The organism is Aurantimonas sp. Leaf443 (assembly GCF_001425575.1).
Lineage (GTDB): Bacteria > Pseudomonadota > Alphaproteobacteria > Rhizobiales > Rhizobiaceae > Leaf443.
Window position 1 is genome coordinate 649709 of sequence record NZ_LMRD01000007.1, and the last position, 18189, is coordinate 667897.

The 18189-nt window shown below is 68.3% G+C and carries 21 protein-coding genes; 13 read left to right on the forward strand and 8 right to left on the reverse strand.

From position 1 onward, the window contains the following. Positions 1–354: 354 nt before the first annotated feature. The 4 genes from ASG48_RS11190 (at position 355) to dnaQ (ending at position 3353) form a co-directional block, all read left to right on the forward strand. On the forward strand, positions 355–954 hold the full coding sequence (locus tag ASG48_RS11190) for a Maf-like protein (protein WP_055849448.1): 600 nt from the start codon (positions 355–357) through the stop codon (positions 952–954). Then, positions 947–1906, forward strand: coding sequence for a shikimate dehydrogenase (locus ASG48_RS11195; protein WP_082529414.1), 960 nt, complete (start codon positions 947–949; stop codon positions 1904–1906). Before ASG48_RS11190 ends, ASG48_RS11195 begins: the two co-directional genes overlap by 8 nt. Then, positions 1903–2523, forward strand: a complete 621-nt coding sequence (gene coaE, locus ASG48_RS11200; protein WP_055849452.1) for a dephospho-CoA kinase — start codon at positions 1903–1905, stop codon at positions 2521–2523. The genes ASG48_RS11195 and coaE overlap by 4 nt, the downstream gene beginning before the upstream one ends. Before the next feature lie 107 nt (positions 2524–2630). After that, positions 2631–3353 (forward strand): DNA polymerase III subunit epsilon, encoded by a 723-nt coding sequence (gene dnaQ / locus ASG48_RS11205; RefSeq protein WP_055849454.1) that lies wholly within the window; start codon positions 2631–2633, stop codon positions 3351–3353. Positions 3354–3414: 61 nt separating this feature from the next. Here dnaQ and secB read toward each other — a convergent pair whose 3' ends face one another. Then, positions 3415–3927, reverse strand: coding sequence for a protein-export chaperone SecB (gene secB, locus ASG48_RS11210; protein ID WP_055849458.1), 513 nt, complete (start codon positions 3925–3927; stop codon positions 3415–3417). A gap of 201 nt (positions 3928–4128) precedes the next feature. Then, positions 4129–4647 carry an FxsA family protein gene (locus ASG48_RS11215; protein WP_055849461.1) on the reverse strand — a complete coding sequence of 173 codons (519 nt, stop codon included), beginning with the start codon at positions 4645–4647 and terminating at the stop codon, positions 4129–4131. A gap of 250 nt (positions 4648–4897) precedes the next feature. On the opposite strand from ASG48_RS11215, the gene ASG48_RS11220 reads away from it, so the two are divergent. From ASG48_RS11220 to ASG48_RS11235, 4 genes are read left to right on the forward strand one after another with little or no spacing between them, the layout of a single operon-like run. Next, on the forward strand, positions 4898–5611 hold the full coding sequence (locus ASG48_RS11220; protein WP_055849464.1) for a Tim44/TimA family putative adaptor protein: 714 nt from the start codon (positions 4898–4900) through the stop codon (positions 5609–5611). A gap of 19 nt (positions 5612–5630) precedes the next feature. Continuing rightward, on the forward strand, positions 5631–6725 hold the full coding sequence (locus ASG48_RS11225) for an MltA domain-containing protein (protein WP_055849466.1): 1095 nt from the start codon (positions 5631–5633) through the stop codon (positions 6723–6725). Further along, positions 6722–7267, forward strand: a complete 546-nt coding sequence (locus tag ASG48_RS11230; protein WP_055849475.1) for a Smr/MutS family protein — start codon at positions 6722–6724, stop codon at positions 7265–7267. Before ASG48_RS11225 ends, ASG48_RS11230 begins: the two co-directional genes overlap by 4 nt. Next, positions 7264–7659: a helix-turn-helix domain-containing protein gene (locus ASG48_RS11235; RefSeq protein ID WP_055849479.1), complete on the forward strand. Its 396-nt coding sequence runs from the start codon at positions 7264–7266 to the stop codon at positions 7657–7659. The genes ASG48_RS11230 and ASG48_RS11235 overlap by 4 nt, the downstream gene beginning before the upstream one ends. 39 nt (positions 7660–7698) lie before the next feature. Here the strand turns inward: ASG48_RS11235 and ASG48_RS11240 are convergent, their stop codons facing one another. After that, positions 7699–8241 carry a formaldehyde-activating enzyme gene (locus ASG48_RS11240; protein WP_055849482.1) on the reverse strand — a complete coding sequence of 181 codons (543 nt, stop codon included), beginning with the start codon at positions 8239–8241 and terminating at the stop codon, positions 7699–7701. Positions 8242–8557: 316 nt separating this feature from the next. On the opposite strand from ASG48_RS11240, the gene ASG48_RS11245 reads away from it, so the two are divergent. After that, a complete protein-coding gene (locus tag ASG48_RS11245) occupies positions 8558–9340 on the forward strand; it encodes a class II glutamine amidotransferase (protein WP_055849485.1) in 783 nt (260 codons plus the stop codon). A 64-nt stretch (positions 9341–9404) separates the two neighbouring features. On the opposite strand, the gene ASG48_RS18310 is transcribed toward ASG48_RS11245, so the two are convergent. The 3 genes from ASG48_RS18310 to hslU form a co-directional block, all read right to left on the reverse strand. After that, entirely contained in the window at positions 9405–10907 is a 1503-nt protein-coding gene (locus ASG48_RS18310) for an ATP-binding protein (protein ID WP_156381558.1), read from the reverse strand. A gap of 3 nt (positions 10908–10910) precedes the next feature. Further along, positions 10911–11636: a hypothetical protein gene (locus tag ASG48_RS18315; protein WP_156381559.1), complete on the reverse strand. Its 726-nt coding sequence runs from the start codon at positions 11634–11636 to the stop codon at positions 10911–10913. A 191-nt stretch (positions 11637–11827) separates the two neighbouring features. Continuing rightward, positions 11828–13132: an ATP-dependent protease ATPase subunit HslU gene (gene hslU, locus ASG48_RS11250; RefSeq protein WP_055849487.1), complete on the reverse strand. Its 1305-nt coding sequence runs from the start codon at positions 13130–13132 to the stop codon at positions 11828–11830. 490 nt (positions 13133–13622) lie between these two features. On the opposite strand from hslU, the gene ASG48_RS11255 reads away from it, so the two are divergent. The 3 genes from ASG48_RS11255 (at position 13623) to ASG48_RS11265 (ending at position 16450) form a co-directional block, all read left to right on the forward strand. After that, positions 13623–14333 (forward strand): LuxR family transcriptional regulator, encoded by a 711-nt coding sequence (locus tag ASG48_RS11255; RefSeq protein ID WP_055849490.1) that lies wholly within the window; start codon positions 13623–13625, stop codon positions 14331–14333. 16 nt (positions 14334–14349) lie between these two features. Continuing rightward, entirely contained in the window at positions 14350–14976 is a 627-nt protein-coding gene (locus ASG48_RS11260; RefSeq protein ID WP_055849493.1) for an alpha-ketoglutarate-dependent dioxygenase AlkB, read from the forward strand. A gap of 91 nt (positions 14977–15067) precedes the next feature. Beyond that, entirely contained in the window at positions 15068–16450 is a 1383-nt protein-coding gene (locus ASG48_RS11265; RefSeq protein ID WP_055849773.1) for an HD domain-containing phosphohydrolase, read from the forward strand. A gap of 51 nt (positions 16451–16501) precedes the next feature. On the opposite strand, the gene ASG48_RS18320 is transcribed toward ASG48_RS11265, so the two are convergent. Beyond that, the gene (locus ASG48_RS18320) at positions 16502–16696 is read right to left on the reverse strand and encodes a hypothetical protein (RefSeq protein WP_156381560.1); all 195 of its coding nucleotides are present in this window, start codon (positions 16694–16696) and stop codon (positions 16502–16504) included. 181 nt (positions 16697–16877) lie between these two features. Here ASG48_RS18320 and ASG48_RS11270 point away from each other — a divergent pair, with 181 nt between their 5' ends. Further along, positions 16878–17483, forward strand: coding sequence for a GNAT family N-acetyltransferase (locus ASG48_RS11270; RefSeq protein WP_244486875.1), 606 nt, complete (start codon positions 16878–16880; stop codon positions 17481–17483). Positions 17484–17529: 46 nt separating this feature from the next. Here ASG48_RS11270 and hslV read toward each other — a convergent pair whose 3' ends face one another. Next, complete coding sequence (hslV, locus tag ASG48_RS11275) at positions 17530–18090, reverse strand: ATP-dependent protease subunit HslV (RefSeq protein ID WP_082529423.1); 561 nt, start codon at positions 18088–18090, stop codon at positions 17530–17532. Positions 18091–18189 lie beyond the last annotated feature (99 nt).

Here is an 18189-nt window from a genome sequence, read left to right on the forward strand (position 1 = left end):
TTCAGCCTCTTGCGGCAGATCCGAAAACGGCCGGGCCTGTGGACAAGCCCTGGACGGCGCGCGCGCTTCGCCGGGCCGTCCCGCAAGTCCCGCTCTCCTTTCCACAAGCGCCCGGCGATGGCGCTCTGTGGACGACGGGCCCCCTTTCCCACCGCTTCGCCCCGGCCCGGCCCGGCCCTGGGGACAATCGGGCTCTTCCCACAGGCCCCCCGAGAATCCCAGGGATGACGGGCGAAAGGCCTTGCGCCGACCCCCAGAATCGAGTCCCGTCGAGGCGCCCCATGGCCTTGCGCGCAGGCTGCCCCTATCTCGAGCGCGGACGCTCGAGCGTTTCGAGCCCGAAGGAGCGGCCCCATGGCCCACAGCCTCATCCTCGCCTCCGCCAGCCCGCATCGCCGCGAGCTCCTGAAGAATGCCGGCATCGACGTCGTCGTCGAGCCGAGCACGCTCGACGAGCGGGCGCTGGAGGCGCCGCTGAAGGAGACGGGCGCGACCCCCGCCGACGTCGCCGAAGTGCTGGCGCAGGCCAAGGCGAGCGACGTGTCCGAGCGCCATGCCGGCGCCTTCGTCATCGGCGCCGACCAGACGCTGGCGCTGGGCGACGAGGTGCTGCACAAGCCCGCCGACATGGAGGAGGCGCGGCGCACGCTCCTGAAGCTCTCCGGCCGCACCCACCAGCTCCACAGCGCCGTGGTGCTCGTGCGGGACGGCGCGGTCCTCTTCCGCCATGTCGAGACCGTGTCGCTGACGATGCGACCCCTCGACCCCGGCTTCGTCGGCCGCTATCTGGCGGCCGCCGGACGGCGGGCGCTGACGAGCGTCGGCGCCTACCAGATCGAGCGGGAGGGCATCCAGCTGATGGAGCGGATCGACGGCGACTTCTTCGCCATCATCGGCCTGCCGCTGCTGCCGCTGCTCAAAGCTCTGCGCGAGAAGGGCGCCATCGATGGCTGAGACGGACTGGACCCCGAGACCCTATGTCAGCGGCGCGCCGCTTCCACGCGGCGAGGGCTCGATCTTCGACCCCGCGCGCCGCGCCGCCGAGCCCACGGGCCCGAAGGCCTTCGTCACCGGCTGGCCGGTCTGGCATTCGCGCTCGCCGCTCATCCACGGCGCCTGGCTCGCCCGCCACGGGCTCGAGGGCAGCTACCGGCGCGTCGGCGTGCCGCCGGAGGAGATCGCGACCTTCCTCGCCACGATGCGCGAGGCGGGCTTCGTCGGCGGCAACGTCACGATCCCGCACAAGGTGGCGGCCTTCGAGGCCGCCGCGCGGCGCGACGGCGACGCGGAGGCGATCGGCGCGGTCAACACGCTGTGGTTCGAGGGCGGCACGCTGGTCGGCGGCAATACCGACGCCTACGGCTTTGCCGCCAATCTCGACGAGCGCCTGCCCGGCTGGTCCGACGCCGAGACCGCGACGGTGATCGGGGCGGGCGGCGCGGCGCGGGCGGTGATCCACGCGCTCCTGTCGCGCGGCGTGGCGCGCGTCCGCGTCCTCAACCGCACGCTCGACAATGCGAGAGCGCTGGCCGAGCGTTTCGGCGCCGTCGTCACCGCCCATGGCGAGGACGAGCGCGAGAGCCTCCTGCGGGGCACCGATCTCCTGGTGAACACCGCGCCCATCCCGCAGGCCGACCCGGAGGACGAACTGCCCGACTGGTTCCCGAAAAAGGGCGTCGACCTCTCCGCCCTGCCCGACCACGCGCTCGTCACCGACATCGTCTACGTGCCGCTGGAGACGCCGATCCTTTCGGCGGCCCGGGCGCGGGGCCTCTCGACGGCCGACGGGCTCGGCATGCTCCTGCACCAGGCGGTGCCGGGCTTCGAGCGCTGGTTCGGCACGCGCCCCGCCGTCGACGAGCCCTTGCGCGCGAGAATCGTCGCCGACATCGAGGCGGCGGGATGATCGTCCTCGGCCTCACCGGCTCGATCGGCATGGGCAAGTCGACGGTGGCCGGCATGTTCGGCGATCTCGGCGTGCCCGTCCATTCGGCGGACGAAGCCGTCCACGCGCTCTATGCGGGCGCGGCCGCGCCGCTGGTCGAGGCCGCCTTTCCGGGCACGGTCAGCGGGGGCGTCGTCGATCGCGCGGCCTTGTCGAAGGCCGTCCTGAACGACAGTGCGGCGCTCGCCCGGCTCGAGACGATCGTCCACCCGCTGGTGCGCGCGGCCGAGACGCGCTTCCTCGACGCGGCGAGGGCGAGCGGCGCCTGCCTCGCCGTCCTCGACATTCCGCTCCTCTACGAGACGGGCGGGGAGGCGCGCTGCGACGCGGTGGCCGTCGTCTCCGCGCCGGCCGAGATCCAGCGCGCCCGCGTCCTCGCCCGGCCCGGCATGACGCCCGACCGCTTTTCCGCCATTCTCGCCAAGCAGGTGCCCGACGAAGAGAAGCGCCGGCGCGCCGACATCGTCATCGACACCGGCACGAGCCTTGAGACCACGCGCGCCGCGGTGGAGCGGATCGTGGGGAGTTTCGCCAAGGACCCCGGGCGGTATCGTAGGCGCATCGCGCCCAAGGCGTAGCCGCAGGCGATCCCGATGTGGAAAGGCCGGCGGCGTTGCCGTCCTCCGCTTGCCCGCGGCCCGGCGAGGGAGGACAAGGGAGGCGCCAGACCGACAAAGGCCCTTCCATGCGCGAGATCGTCTTCGATACGGAAACCACCGGGCTCGACTTCGAGGCCGACCGGGTGATCGAGATCGGCGGGCTGGAACTGTGGAACCACGTGCCCACCGGCAAGGTCTTCCACCGCTACGTCCGCCCGGTCGGGCGCCGCGTCGATCCCGACGCGTTCCGCGTCCACGGCATTTCCGACGACATGCTCTCCGACAAGCCGACCTTCGGCGAGATCGTCGAGGAGTTCGAGGCCTTTTTCGGGGGCGCCAGGCTCGTCGCCCACAACGCGACCTTCGACCTGCGCTTCCTCAATGCCGAGCTCGCTCGGCTGGAGCGCCCGCCGATCGAGGCCGATCGCATCGTCGACACGCTGGCCATGGCGCGGCGCAAGTTCCCGATGGCCAACGCCACGCTGGACGCCTTGTGCTCGCGCTTCTCGATCGACACGTCCAAGCGCACCAAGCACGGGGCGCTGCTCGACAGCGAGCTCCTGGCCGACGTCTATCTGGAACTCCTGGGCGGCCGGCAGTCGGCCCTCGGGCTCGTGGTGGTGGACGGGCGCGAGCCGGGCGGGGCGAACGAGCGCATCGCCGTGCCCCAGCGCCTTGCCCCGCTCGCATCCCGGCTGACGCCGGAGGAGGCGGCGCGCCACCGCGCCTTCGTGGCGACGCTCGGCTCCTCGCCGGCCTGGATGAAGCTCCTGGAGCCTGCGGACGAGGCGGCGCAGAAGGCCTCCTGAGACACGGAAAAGGCCCCGCGCGTCGCCGCACGGGGCCTTCCGGAGATCGGCGAAAGGCGCCTCAGGCGTTGGTGGTCTGGACCTGCGCGCGCGCGCGCTCCTCGGCCATGCGCTGCTGGAACAGGACGGCGAAGTCGATCGGGTCGATCATCAGCGGCGGGAAGCCGCCGTTGCGCGTGATGTCCGCGATGACCTGGCGGGCGAAGGGGAAGAGCAGGCGCGGGCACTCGATGAAGAGAACCGGGAGCATATGCTCCTGCGGGATGCCCGTGAGGCGGAACACGCCGCCATATTCGAGCTCGACATTGAACAGGAGCTCGGTGCCCTCGCCGGCCTTGGCGTTCAGCGTCAGGCGCACGTCGAACTCGCCCTCGCTCGCCTGCGGGCCGCCGAGCGGATTGGCCGAGACGTTCACGCCGATATTGATCGAGGGCGAACGCTGCTGGCTGCGCAGCACGCCCGGCGCGTGCGGGCTCTCGAAGGAGAGGTCGCGGATATACTGGGTGAGGACGTTGACGGCGGCGGCCGGAGCCCCGGCGCCCGCGCCGTTCGCCTGGTTGTTGACCTCGGACATGATCGCTCCCTTGTCGCTGCGCCCCTCGGGCGGGCCGTCCCGGCCGTCCGGCCGGCGGCATGGCGCCCGCCGAACCCGTCCGCCGGGGCGCTTTCGGGCGCGAGCGCTAGCATCTGGGGCGGGGAGAGACAAGGCGCCGGCGCGATCTGCGGATCCGCCCGCACGGGGCCCTCGCGCAGGGCCGGTCGGACGGGCGCCCGGTCAGTGCAGCGTGCGCGGTCCGGTCTCGTCGTCCGTGCCGTCGCGGGTCCAGGGCGAGTTCGGGTCGCGACCGCGGCCGATCTCTGCGGCCGTGAGGTCGATCACGGCCGGGCCGGACGGATGGGGCGCCCCGGGGCGGCGGGCCATCGTCGCCGAGCCGGCCACCACGACGCGGCGGGCGAGCGCGGTGCCGATCATGCGGCGCACGGCCGGCACGAAGAGGAGGAGGCCGAAGATGTCGCTGACGAAGCCCGGCACCAGGAGAAGCATGCCGGCGATGCCGATCAGAACCGCGTCGAAGGCCTCGCGCCCCGGCACGCGGCCGGCGCGCATCTCGCCCTGCATGCGGCGCAGCGTCGCGATGCCCTGCCGGCGCAGGAGGGCCGCGCCCAGGATCGCCGAGAGGACGACGAGGAGGAGCGTCGGCCACAGGCCGAGCCAGTCGCCGACGAGGATGAAGCCCCCGATCTCGACGAGCGGCATGGCGAGGAGGAGGATCGGGATGAGGATGAGCGGCATCGGCTCGGCAAGGCTCCGTGGGGCTGGCCCCCGCAAAGGGGCGGAAGCGCCGCGCCCCCCGGCCGTCGCCTTCGGGGCGTCTCGGCCGCGGGGCCTCAGTTGGCGCCGGTTGCTCCGAACATAGGAAGCCGACGAGGGAAATTGAATGCTGGGCCCACGCTCTCTATATCGAAGGGGCGGAGAGGTCCGCGACACGGACGCGACATAGATCCGCGACACGGACGCGACACAGGGGAGACGACGGCGCGACATGGGTTTGGGGACGATCTTTTTCATCGTGCTGGCGGCGATCGTCCTGTTCCAGTTGCGCAACGTGCTCGGGCGCCGGACCGGCAACGAGCGGCCGCCCTTCGATCCCTATTCGCGCCCCGAGCGCGTGGAGCCGCCGGCCGGGGCCAATGACGGCGGCAACGTCATCACCCTGCCGCAGCGCCGCGCGGGCGAGGGGCCGATGGCCGCGCCCACCGGCTTCGAGGCGATCGACAAGGTCGCCGCCCCCGGCACGCCGCTCAACGCCGAGCTGCGCCGCATCCGCGAGGCCGATCCCGATTTCGACCCCGCCGGCTTCCTCGACGGCGTCAAGGTCGCCTACGAGATGATCGTCACCGCCTTCGCCGACGGCGACCGCAAGCTTCTCAAGGGCCTTCTCTCGGCCGACGTGTTCCAGGGCTTCGAGGGCGCCATCGCCGAACGCGAGGGGCGCGGCGAGCGCATGCAGTCCTCCTTCGTCGGCATCGACGACGCCAGCCTCGTGGCGGCCGAGCTGAAGGACCGCGAGGCCTTCGTCACCGTGCGCATCGTCTCCCAGCTGATCTCCGCCGTCGTGAAGCCGAGCGGCGAGGTGGTGGACGGCGATCCCGAGACCGTCGTCGAGGTCAAGGACGTGTGGACCTTCGCCCGCGACACGCGCTCGCGCGACCCGAACTGGAAGCTCGTCGGCACCGAGTCCGAAGACGAGGCCTGACGCTTCCGAGGGCCCGGCGATGACGACGTTCCGCCCCCTGCCGTTCTCCGCCCTCGAAGGCTGGCGCGATTTCGATCCCGCGCCGGCCTTTTCCGCGTTCCGGGCGAGCGCCGCGCGGCTTCTGTCCGGCGCCCTGCCGACGGGCGCGCTCGGCATCGAGGGGAGCACCTATCACGGCGCGGCGCGGCGCGCGCTCGCCGGCGCCTCCGACCCCCGCGCCTTCTTCGAGACCGAGTTCGAGCTCCTGGAGATCCGACCGCCCGAGGCGACAGGGTCCGAGCCCGGCTTTCTGACGGGCTATTACGAGCCGGTGGCGGAGGCCTCGCCGGTGGAGACGGCGCGCTTCCGCGTGCCGCTCTACGCGCCGCCCGAGGATCTGGTGAAGGTCGACGACGTCAACCGGCCGCCGGGCTTCGACCCGGAGTTCCGCTTCGCCCGCCGCAAGCCCTGCGGGCTCCTGGAGGAGTACCCCGACCGCGCGTCCATCGAGGCGGGGCTCCTGAAGGGGCGCAGCCTCGAGATCGCCTGGCTGGAGGACCCGGTCGAGGCCTTCTTCGTCCATGTCCAGGGTTCGGCGCGGCTGCGCCTGACCGACGGGCGCACGATGCGCGTCGGCTATGCGGCCAAGACCGGCCATCCCTTCACCGCCATCGGCCGCCATCTCGTCCAGACCGGCGCGCTGACGCTGGCGGAGGCGGACATGGCGGGCATCCGCCGCTGGCTCGCCGCCCATCCCGAGCGCCTGCGCGAGGTGCTGGACCGCAACCGCTCCTTCATCTTCTTCTCCCGGTTCGAGGTGCCCGACGAGAGCCTCGGGCCCGTCGGCGCGGCCAAGGTCTCGCTGACGCCGCTCGCCTCCATCGCCGTCGACCGGCTCCTGCACAGCTACGGCGTGCCGCTCTTCGTCTCGGCGCCGGGGCTTCTCGTGGAGGAGCGCCCCTTCCGGCGCCTCTGCATCGCGCAGGACACGGGCTCGGCGATCCTCGGCCCCGCGCGGGCCGATCTCTTCGTCGGCTCCGGCTCCGAGGCGGGCGCGCTCGCCGGCGCGGTGCGCCACCGCGCGGCCTTCCATCTCCTCGCGCCGGCGCCGCTCGCCGCGCGCCTGTCGCGGTGAAGCGCGGCCGGCTCTCGCAGGAGGACGCCCGGCTCTGGGCGGGCGTCGCCCGCTCGGTGCGCCCGCTGCCGGGCAAGGCGGTGCCGCCGCAGGAGAAGGAGGACGAGGCGCTGCTCGGCCCCGCCTTCGAGAAGGCGCTCTCGGGCACGCCCGCCGCGCCCTTGCCGGCCGCGCCCGCGCCCGGGCCGCGCCCGCTCGGCCTCCACCCGATCGAGAAGCCGGTGCGGCGCAAGCTCTCCAAGGGCCGCCTGCCCATCGAGGCGCGGATCGACCTTCACGAGATGACGCAAGGCGTCGCCCATTACGCGCTGCTCGGCTTCCTGTCGCGCGCCCATGCGCAAGGCCTGCGGCATGTCCTCGTCATCACCGGGCGGGGCGGGGGCGGGGGAGCGCTGTTCGGAGCGCGCGGCGTGCTGCGCCGGGTCGTGCCGCACTGGTTCGAGACGCCCGAATTCCGCCGCTACGTCTCCGGCTTCGAGCCGGCCGAGCGCCATCACGGCGGCGACGGCGCGCTCTACGTGCGGCTGAGGCGCCGGCCGTGACGCCCTTCGGCGAGAAGGTGCGCGCGCTCCGGCGCCAGAAGGGCGTGACGCAGCGCGAGATGGCCGCCGCCATCGGCGTTTCCAGCGCCTATCTCTCCGCCCTCGAGCACGGGCGGCGCGGGCGCCCGACCTGGCAGCTCCTGCAGCGCATCATCGGCTATCTCAACGTCATCTGGGACGAGGCGGAGGAGCTGCAGCGGCTCGCCGAACTCTCCCACCCCAAGGTGAGCGTCGGCACAGCGGGCCTCGGGCCGGAGGCGACGGCGCTCGCCAACCGCCTCTCGGAGACCATCGCCACGCTCTCGCGCGAGGACGTCGTCCACCTCCTCGCCGAACTCGAGGCCGCCAGCGAGCGGGCGCAGGCGGCGATCAAGGCCCGCCGGCGCCGATAGGGGCGCTTGGGGGGAGAAGGTGGCGGCCTCTGCGCCGCGTCATTCCCCGTCGAGCACGCCTTCCAGCGCGTAGTGCCGCACCGATGTCCGGTTGGCGATGAGCGTTTCGACGCTCGGCTCGCCGGTCATGGCGCGCGAGATGGCGAGCTTCGTCGCCTCGTAATTGGTGCGGTAGAGGTCCTTCAGGTCCAGGGTCTCGTGCGTCGCGCAGCGCGGGTCGAGCCAGATCATGACGATCATGCAGATCTCGTCCGCCTGATCCTTCGGCAGGATGCCCTCGATGAGGCAGTCGACGATGGCGTCGCCCGTCGCGCCCTGCACGACGCCGCCCAGAAGCTCGACATAGGCGAGGCTCTCGATCGTCGCCTTGGTCGTCATCATCGTGGCCGGACGGACCATCTGGTTGATGTCGCGCACCACGAACATGCGCGTGTGGCCCTGCACCTGGCCCATCATGGAGGCGAAGGCCTGGCCGACGGGGCCGCGCACGGAGCCGATCAGCACCTCGGGCATGGCGTCGGTGAACTGGCCGTCTGCGGCGAGCACCGTCGCCTCCCCGGTGCGGAACCAGATGTCGCTCATCGAAACTCTCCCTGACGGCGGCACGCCGCCCTGCCTGACAGGCCGGGCGAGGCGGTCTCGCCCCCCGCGCCGGCCGCGCGATGACCCCGCCGGGCGGGGCCGGGCGGAGCGATGACCCATCTTCGCGCCCGCCGCAAGATCGCGCGCACCGCGCCCTGCCGGCTGGGCGCCTCTCCCCGGCGTGGGCGAAGGGCAACAGGCGGCGCGCTTCCTGCGCGCCATCCCGCTCCGCGCAAGCCCCGGTCAGGCTCGCGGCCCGAGACTTGCCTCCACCGCCCCGACACGCCCTCGAACCTTGCGAAGAACGAAACCAAGCATGTGCCGCCTCGTCGCCTATGCCGGCCCGCCCGTCTTCCTCGACGCCGTGCTGATCGAGCCGAAGGGCTCGCTCGTCGCCCAGTCGCTCGCCGCGCGCGAGGCGCGCACGATCGTCAACGGCGACGGCTGCGGCACGGGCTGGTACGGCGAGCGGCCCGAGCCCGGCCTCTATCGCGGCATCCTGCCCGCCTGGTCGGACGCCAACCTCGCCTCGCTCTGCCGCCAGATCCGCTCCGGCCTCTTCCTCGCCCATGTGCGCGCGGCGACCTCCGGCGAGGTTTCCACCGCCAACTGCCACCCGTTCACGCTGGGGCGGCACCTCTTCATGCACAACGGCCAGATCGAGGGCTACGAGACGCTGCGCCGCGAAGTGGACGGGCTGATCGCCGATCCGTTCTACCGCCACCGCAAGGGCACGAGCGATTCGGAGGCCATCTTCCTCGCCGCCATGGCCGCGGGCGCCGACCGCAACCCCGTCGCCGCCTATGCCGGCGCGCTCTCCGCCATCGCCCGCATCGCCCCGGCCGCCACCTTGCGCTTCGCCGCCGTCCACACCGACGGCGAGCGCCTCTACGCCTTCCGCTGGTCGAGCGACCGCCAGCCGCCCTCCCTGTACCTGCGCAAACGCGGCCAGGGCCTCATCGTCGCCTCCGAACCCTGCGGCGACAACGCCAGCGAATGGAGCGCGGTGCCCCCGCAGTCGGTCGCGATCGCGGACCGACGGGGCGCGGTCAGGGTCGTGCCGTTCGGGATTGGCGTGGGGGAGGCGGTGGCGGCTTGAGGGGAGTTAAAATCAGTACGAAGGCCCGAAAATTTTCACTACATAACGGGTATTTGCAGAACCATTACATCCAAACAGCCTGATAGGCAAGGTCACGAGCCTTCTTTACTGTTTTGTCGCCAATGCCATCAATAGCTATGAGCTTCGCATCGTCTGCCCCAACTAACTCGCCAATGGTCTCATATCCTGCTGCTACAAACAGGCTAATCTTTCCTGGCGTGAGCCCATAGGGATACATGTTTCCTTTCTCAATCCATTTGAGAGGCTTCTCTAGTATACCTAGAGTGTCCACCGAAGGAAGACTGGGGAGCGCGATATTGCCGAAAACATCGGAGTTCACATGTATTTCAGTAGCATCAGTCCGGGCCGATCGCCAGTCATTCATCATCTCTAACGTCATCCGCTTACCCTGAACCTGCTCCAGTAAACTACACAGATTTACAGCATAAACAGGGCCTCGGCCGCCGGACTTCAGAGCCCGTGAAGCATCTCTCTTACCTATGAAACCAAGATACTCAAGTATCTCAAAAGGTTTTGCAAATTTTGTTACCATTGCGCGGTGAACCAAAACTCTTTCAGAGGGACTTTGCCGGCTGGGGTTGCTTTTCGATGCCACGTCGATAAGTTGTGTGAAGATATCAGTCGCAGTGTCTATAAACGGCTCATACTGTCCAAGTTTTGGAGCGACCTCCTCCATTAACGGCCAGTAGTAGTCAGTCGCCATATTGAGTAAGCAAGCGTTTAGATCAGGAATAGATATCTTCTCTTTATCCACGAATCGGTTGCATGCAAGAATGTACGCGCGCATATTGCCGACTAAAGCCCGAGCAAGTATCCCGCTAAACATTTCAAGGGTAAGTCGATCAGAGTATATGTCCTTATGGGCTAAACTCGGATACCTCCTCCTAAGAACGTCAACAAAATGGTTTTCGACTTCACTCGTCTCAAGTCGAGCAACGTCAATTACCGTGGCATCATTGAATATGTCGAAACGAATTCCAAATTTAGTAACGCCGGGATAGATGGAGGCTTTGCAAGAAATCGTATTGCTGGACAGTGTCCTAAAAAGATCAAAGAATACTTCAAGCGGCTTCTCGCGACCAATGTGAGCCGCATCATCGAACAGAAGTATTATTCTTTGACCTACCGCTGCCGATAGGTCTGCAAGTCCGCGCTGCAGTTCTGTTAAACTCTCTGCTCTCACAAAATCAATGCTTGAGTTATTGATTTTTAAATCAGATTGGATCTTGTTTGATAGTATTTCACAAAAATGCTTGATATACTCCTCACCATCGGTTTGCAGTAGTGGTAGATACCGCAAGCTAAGATAAACGGAAAAGACGTTTTTCTTCTCTGTCATACGCTTATGAGCAGCAATGAGTAGAGCGCTTTTTCCGCTTCCACGACCGCCGCGAATTAGGACGGGCCCATGCGCTGAGAGTTTCCTAATTATGCTTTCATCATAGTTCGAAAAACTATGATGGGCGTCAAAGGCGTCGAGTGGCCATTCCTCGGCCGCAAGTATCAGCCCGGCATCAAAATTTTCATCTAGTCCGACATCAGTCATTTTCTAAATCTCGCTATATAATTGATACGCTTGTGACTTTGCGATTCGACCATATGATGTCGGTATGAAGTGTGACGTAAATGCTAACAGCGCAACATAAGACTGACTGTCATCAAGCGCCACCAGCAACGTATCTGGATCAAGTATAGCCTCTGGTGCGAGATAGTCCCAGTGGACTCCTTTCGAGAGCACTGAATACAGACGTGATAATTCCGATTTCATGCGACCAATGAATTGATCTGGTTCCATCGTCTGCATTAGCTCGCTTCTAACGAAGCCATTGTCATCCACGTAGTCGACGGCATTTGTAAATGCCGGCCGCCAGAATAATTCCTCGAAGTAAGGAGAAAATAACGCCCTACTCAACTTACTACCTTCTACGTCCTTTTTCCAAATATTCGTCTCGTTCTCCATAGGGACAACATCTGGGGTCCATTTATAGCCTGCTTTCAACTGTTTTCCATGATCGAAGTCTCTCTGAGACTGAAAACTTCGAATAGCCATCATTCGAAATGGATCAAGACGGCCCGAAAGAATGGTTGCCGAGTTCTCCAATATCACGCGAGCACAAAACGCTGCAAACATAGCCGCTTCAGGCTTTGCTAGATCGGCTCGATATTCCTTTAGCTTTTCGTGAAACCTATTCAACAAGCTTGTATAGTGAATGAAAGTGTCTGATGCAGACCATTCGGCGTCGGGTTTGCCGCAGACTAGTTCGCCTATACCCATAAATATTGCGCTTCTCAACTAGCGGTTGGATCTCACAATTGATAGGCAGTTGCACTTCGAAAAACAATCCCATTTTACAAACACACGCAGTTGGCCGAGCGATCCCTGAAGCGGTGTAGGCAAACTCGTGCATTTCCTTCTGTGTATCGGAAGATGGAGCCTCGATCAGATCGTTATCAAACCGCCCCCCCTCACAAAATAAACCGCGACAGATCCACATCCCCCGCGATGCCCCCGATCGCCTTCTGCACGTAAGCCGCGTCCACCGTATACGTCTGGCCGCCCTTGTCGGGGGCCTCGAAGGAGATGTCGTCGAGGATGCGCTCCATCACCGTCTGCAGGCGGCGGGCGCCGATATTCTCGATGGAGCCGTTGAGGGAGACGGCGACGTCGGCGATGGCGTCGATCGCGTCGGGGGTGATCTCGAGCGTCACGTCCTCGGTGCGCAGCAGCGCCACATATTGCTTGATGAGCGAGGCCTCGGTCTCCGTGAGGATGCGGCGGAAGTCGTCGCGGGTCAGCGCCTTCAGCTCGACGCGGATGGGCAGGCGGCCCTGCAGTTCGGGCAGGAGGTCGGAGGGCTTGGAGACGTGGAAGGCGCCCGACGCGATGAAGAGGATGTGGTCGGTCTTCACCGGCCCGTGCTTGGTGGCGACCGTCGTGCCCTCCACCAGCGGCAGGAGGTCGCGCTGCACGCCCTCGCGGGAGACGCCCGCGCCCATGCCGCCGTCCTTGTTCGCCACCTTGTCGATCTCGTCGATGAAGACGATGCCGTTGTTCTCCACCGTCGAGACCGCCTCGCGCACGATCTGCTCCTGGTCGATCAGCTTGTCGGACTCCTCGGCGATGAGGAGGGCGTAGCTGTCCTTCACCGTGGTGCGGCGCTGCTTCGTGCGGTTCATCGCCTTGCCGAACATCTCCGACAGGTTGAGGACGCCCACATTGGCGCCGGGCATGCCGGGAATGTCGAGCCCGCCGAGCGGACTGCCGGTGTCGGAGACCTCGATGTCGATCTCCTTCTCGTCGAGCTCGCCGTCGCGCAAGCGCTTGCGGAAGCTCTCGCGCGTCGCGGGCGAGGCCGTCTTGCCGACGAGCGCTTCCAGAACGCGGTTCTCGGCGCCCTGGTGGGCCTTCGCCTTCACCTCGTCGCGCTTCCTGTCGCGCACGAGGCCGATGCCGACCTCCACGAGGTCGCGGATGATCTGCTCCACGTCGCGCCCGACATAGCCGACCTCGGTGAACTTCGTCGCCTCCACCTTGATGAAGGGCGCGCCCGCCAATCGTGCGAGGCGGCGGGAGATCTCCGTCTTGCCGACGCCCGTCGGTCCGATCATCAGGATGTTCTTCGGGCTCACCTCCTCGCGAAGGCTCCCGTCCAGCTTCAGCCGGCGCCAGCGGTTGCGCAGCGCGATGGCGACGGCGCGCTTGGCGTCGTTCTGGCCGATGATGTGGCGATCGAGCTCGGAAACGATCTCGCGGGGGGAGAAGTCGGTCATGTCGGTCCGTCATGTGAGGGCCGGGGCGGGCCGCCGCAGGGGCGGACCCGTCGCCGGCCTCGGGAGCCCGGGCCCTTCGGAGGCGCCGGGTGGGAGAGAAGGGGCGATCGCCCGATGATCTGGTCCTTGGGCGGGCCTTGAACAAGACCCCGCCGCCGGAGGGCGCGGGCGATGCCGAAAAAGCGAAGAGGGCAAGGCGGGAAATTTTCGCAAACCGGCCAGCGTCTTGTGGCCGCAACGCCCGGCGCGGGCGGGCTTCTCCACCATTTTGGCCGCCCTTCGTGCTTTGCAGGGCGGCGTTTTGAGCTACGATCGGGCCCAGCCGATTCGCCGGTTCGCCTCCCGAACCGCCGCGCTTCCCGCGACCCGAACCAGAGGGCCCCCAGCCCATGGCGCAACCGAACCCGAGCCAGACCGCCTCCCGCCCCGCGCCCGCATTGCGCCGCGCGCCGGGCCTGCCGCGGGCGGCTGCGGCGCCGGCCGGCCGGGCATGACGGGGGCGCTCGCCCGTCTGGCCGCCCTTCCCCAGCCCTGGTGCGAGGAGGCGCTGAAGGGCGCCCTGTGCGAGGCGGGCGCGGCCTGCGGCTTCACCCATGCCGCCGTGCTGACGCTGCCCTCCACCGACGACAACGCGCTCGCCACGCGCCTCGTGATGGGCAACTGGCCGCCCGCCTTCGCCAAGGGCTACGAGCAGGCCGGCCTCCACCGCTTCAAGCTGGTGCTCGGCCCCTTGCGCACCGACCCCATGCCCTTCGTCTGGGACGCCGAGACGCTGTTCGGCACGGACGAGGCCGATCCGTCCCCCGCCGCCCGCTTCGTGGCCGAGGCGCGCTATCTCTCCGGCGTCATCCTGCCCGTGCACGGGATGAGCGCCCTGTCGGGCGCGCTCTCCTTCGCGGGCCCGCACGCCCCGCCGGGCGAGGCCACGGTGCGCGAGCTGCAGCTCTTCGCCTTCGCCTTCTTCGGCATGCTGGCCGCCTGCCGCTTCGAGGAGAACCGCCGGCGCAACCCGCTCTCGGGCCGCGAGCGCGACTGCCTGAAGCTCGCCATGCTCGGCAAGACCTCCGCCGAGATCGGCATCATCCTCGGCCTTTCCGAATATACGGTCTCCCAATATCTGTCGGCGGCGACGCGCAAGATGGACGCCTCCAACCGCACCCACGCCGTCGCGCTGGCCGCCCAGCTCGGCTATCTCTCGTGAGCATCCCCTGGGCGCGGTGACCGTCCTGCCGCGCGGCGTGCGCCACGTGCCGGGCGCGCTCTCGCGCGAGGCGCAGCTCGCGCTTCTGGAGGCGGTGCGCGCGGTGGTGGCGCAAGCCCCGCTCTACCGGCCGCAGATGCCGCGCACGGGAAAGCCCTTTTCCGTGCGCATGACCAATTGCGGCGCGCTCGGCTGGGTCTCGGACCGCGCCGGCTACCGCTACCAGCCGCTGCATCCCGGGACCGGCGCGCCCTGGCCGGCGATCCCGGAGATCCTCCTGTCGCTCTGGCGCGAGCTTTCCGCCTGCGAGCGCGCGCCCGAGGCCTGCCTCGTGAACTTCTACGAGGAGGGCGCCAAGATGGGCCTCCACCAGGACCGCGACGAGGCCGACCTGTCGGCCCCCGTCCTCTCCGTCTCGCTCGGCGACGACGCGCTCTTCCGCGTCGGCGAGACCGCGCGCGGCGGCCGCACCACCTCGATCCGGCTGAGATCGGGCGACGTCGTGGTGCTCGGCGGCGAAGGCCGGCTCGCCCATCACGGCATCGACCGGGTCTATCCCATGACCTCCGCCCTCCTGAAGAACGGCGGCCGCGTGAGCCTCACGCTGCGGGTCGTCACGCCGCCGGGGACGGCGAACGCCTGAGCATCGCGACATTTCGCGGCGCGCGTTTGAGCGCTCCTTTACCCGTTCCTGCCATGGTCCGGCCATGACGGAGACGAGCGGGATCGCGGACATGCCGGAGGATCGGGGGCGCGCCCCCTCGCAGACGATGCGCCTTGCCGAAGTGCTCGGCGCCCTCTCGCAGGCGCTGGACATGACGGAGGGCCAGCCGCCGGGCCACTGCATCCGCTGCGCCTATATCGGCATCCATCTCGCCCGCCATCTCGGCCTCGGCGAGGCGGAGACCTGCGAGCTCTACTACACGCTGCTCCTGAAGGACCTCGGCTGCTCGTCCAACGCGGCGCGCATCTGCGAACTGTATCTGGCCGACGATCTCGCCTTCAAGCGCGACTTCAAGGAGCTCGACGACGGGCTGGCGCGCGTCCTGCGCTTCATCCTGCAGCAGACGGGGCTGAAGGCCGGGCTTTCCGAGCGTTTCCGGGCCCTCGTCCACATCGTGCGCAACGGCGGCGAGATCGCGCAGGAGATGATCGAGACGCGCTGCCAGCGGGGCGCGGCCATCGCCCGCACGCTGCGCTTCTCCGAGCGCGTGGCGCTCGGCATCTCCAGCCTCGACGAGCACTGGAACGGGCTCGGCCGACCGGCGGGGCTCGGCGGCACGGCGATCCCCCTCTATGCGCGGGTGGCGCTCCTGGCGCAGATCGCCGATGTCTTCCACCGCATCGGCGGGCGGCAGGCGGCGGTCGCGGAGGTCGCCCGGCGCGCCGGCACCTGGTTCGATCCCCATCTCGTCGCGCTCTTCGAGACGCTTGCCGGCGACGAGGCCTTCTGGGCGGGACTCGAGGATCCGCGCATCGCCGAGCACGTGCTCGATCTCGAGCCCGCGCGTCTCGCGGCCACCGTCGACGAGGACTATCTCGACGACATCGCGGAGGCCTTCGCCGGCGTCGTCGATTCCAAGAGCCCCTTCACCAGCGGCCATTCGCAGCGCGTCGCGCTCTTCACCGACATGATCGCCGAGGTCATGGGCTACGACGTGGAGCGCCGCCGCCGCCTGAAGCGCGCCGCGCTCCTGCACGATATCGGCAAGCTCGGCGTGTCGAACTCCATCCTCGACAAGAACGGCAAGCTCGACGAGGCGGAATGGGTCTCCATGCGCGGCCACTCGGCTCTCTCGGAGGCGATCCTGGCGCGCATCACGCCCTTCGCAGAACTCGCCCGCATCGGCGGCTCTCATCACGAGCGGCTCGACGGCACGGGCTATCCGCGCGGGCTGAAGGCGGTCGAGATCGATCTCGACACGCGCATCGTCACCGTCGCCGATATTTTCGACGCGCTGACGGCCGACCGCCCCTACAGGGCCGCCATGCCGCTCTCCAAGGCGCTCGCCATCCTCGACGCGGAGACGGGCACGGCCGTCGACGGCACGGTCGTCGCCGCGCTTCGCCAGGCGCTCGCCCGGCTCGACGCCGAGACCGCGCGGGCCGCCGCCTGACGGCCCGCGACTGACTCACGTGAAACATCGCGGGCGCTCGCGCGGCGTGCTTCAGTCGCGGCGGGCGCTGTCCTTCTCCACGTGACGGCCGAGTTCGGACGGTTCGGCGCCGGTGATCACGCCGTCCTTCGGGCCGGGCACGCTCTGATGCGCCATGTGGTTGTTCTGCGCCTCCATCGGGCTCGTCCCGGCATCCGGGACTTTGCCGGCGGGGGCGGGCTTCGGGCTGTCCTGGCCTGCGGTCATGGGAACCTCCTCGGGGGAAAACGGGTGCGCACCGAAGGCGTAACGCCGGGCGCGGAAGCGCCGTTCCGCCGGGACGGCGGCTTTCGCGGCGGGGGCCCGGGCGGCGATCGCAAGCGGAGGCGCTTGACCTCTCCCGCCCCCGCGCGCCAAGGAGCGACGATCGCGCGAAGGGGCCTTGAGGATGACCGAGACGAACGAGCCGAGCCCGATGACGGCGGTGCCGCGCGGCAAGATCGCGGCGGTGGCGACGTTTCTCGACATGGGCCGGGCGCCCGCCCCGCGGGCGCAGGCACCGGGGCTCGGCGGCACGATCGAGGTCGTGACGCGCGCAGACGTGGATGCCTATCTCGACCTCTATCGCCGCATCGGCGCGCCGCATCTGTGGTACGGGCGGCTCGTCCTGTCGCGCGAGCGCCTGCAGGCGCTCCTGGACGATCCGGCGCTGGAGCTTCACGTCCTCACCGTGGACGGGGTGGCGGAGGGCATGGCCGAGCTCGACTTCCGCATGGGAGCGGCGGCTGAGCTCGTCTATTTCGGCGTCTCGGCGCGGCTCGTTGGCACGGGGCAGGCGCGGCGTCTGATGAACCGGGCGATCGCGGCGGCCTTCTCGCGGCCGATCGAACGGCTCTTCCTGCACACCAACACGCTCGACCACCCGAAGGCGATGGAGTTCTACCGCCGCTCCGGCTTCGCTCCGCGCGGCCAGACGATCGAGATCGCCGACGATCCGCGCCTCACCGGCCTCCTGCCGCGCGACGCGGCCCCGCACGTGCCGATCTTCGAGTGAGGGCGGGGCCCGCCGGAGAGCGCGGGCGGACCGGCGGGCCGGTTCCTCATTCCGCCGCGTCGAGGCTTTCCAGGACGACGTTGCCATTGGTGTAGATGCAGATCTCGCCGGCGATCCTCATCGCCCGCCGGGCGATCTCCTCGGCGCCGAAATCGGTATCGGCGAGCGCCTTGGCGGCGGCGAGCGCGTAGTTGCCGCCCGAACCGATCGCCATCACGCCGCCCTCGGGCTCCAGCACGTCGCCATTGCCCGTCAGCGTCAGCGTCACCTTCGCGTCGGCGACGATCATCATCGCCTCCAGGCGGCGCAGGTAGCGGTCGGTGCGCCAGTCCTTGGCGAGTTCCACGCAGGCGCGCGTCAGCTGGTCGGGATACTGCTCGAGCTTGGCCTCCAGCCGCTCCAGGAGCGTGAAGGCGTCGGCCGTGGCGCCCGCGAAACCCGCCAGGACCTGGCTCGACTTGCCGATGCGCCGCACCTTGCGCGCATTGCCCTTCATCACCGTGTTGCCGAGCGAGACCTGCCCGTCGCCGGCCACCACCACCTTGCCGCCCTTGCGCACGGTGACGATCGTCGTCGAATACATCTGCGCGGGGTCGTGTCGTTCCATCATTGCCGTTCGTCCTCGTCGCGCCGGCCCGGCGCTCTGCGCGTCTTGCGTTCGGGCCCCATGTGGTGCGCCGGGGCGACGCTGCCAAGCGAGGCGCCA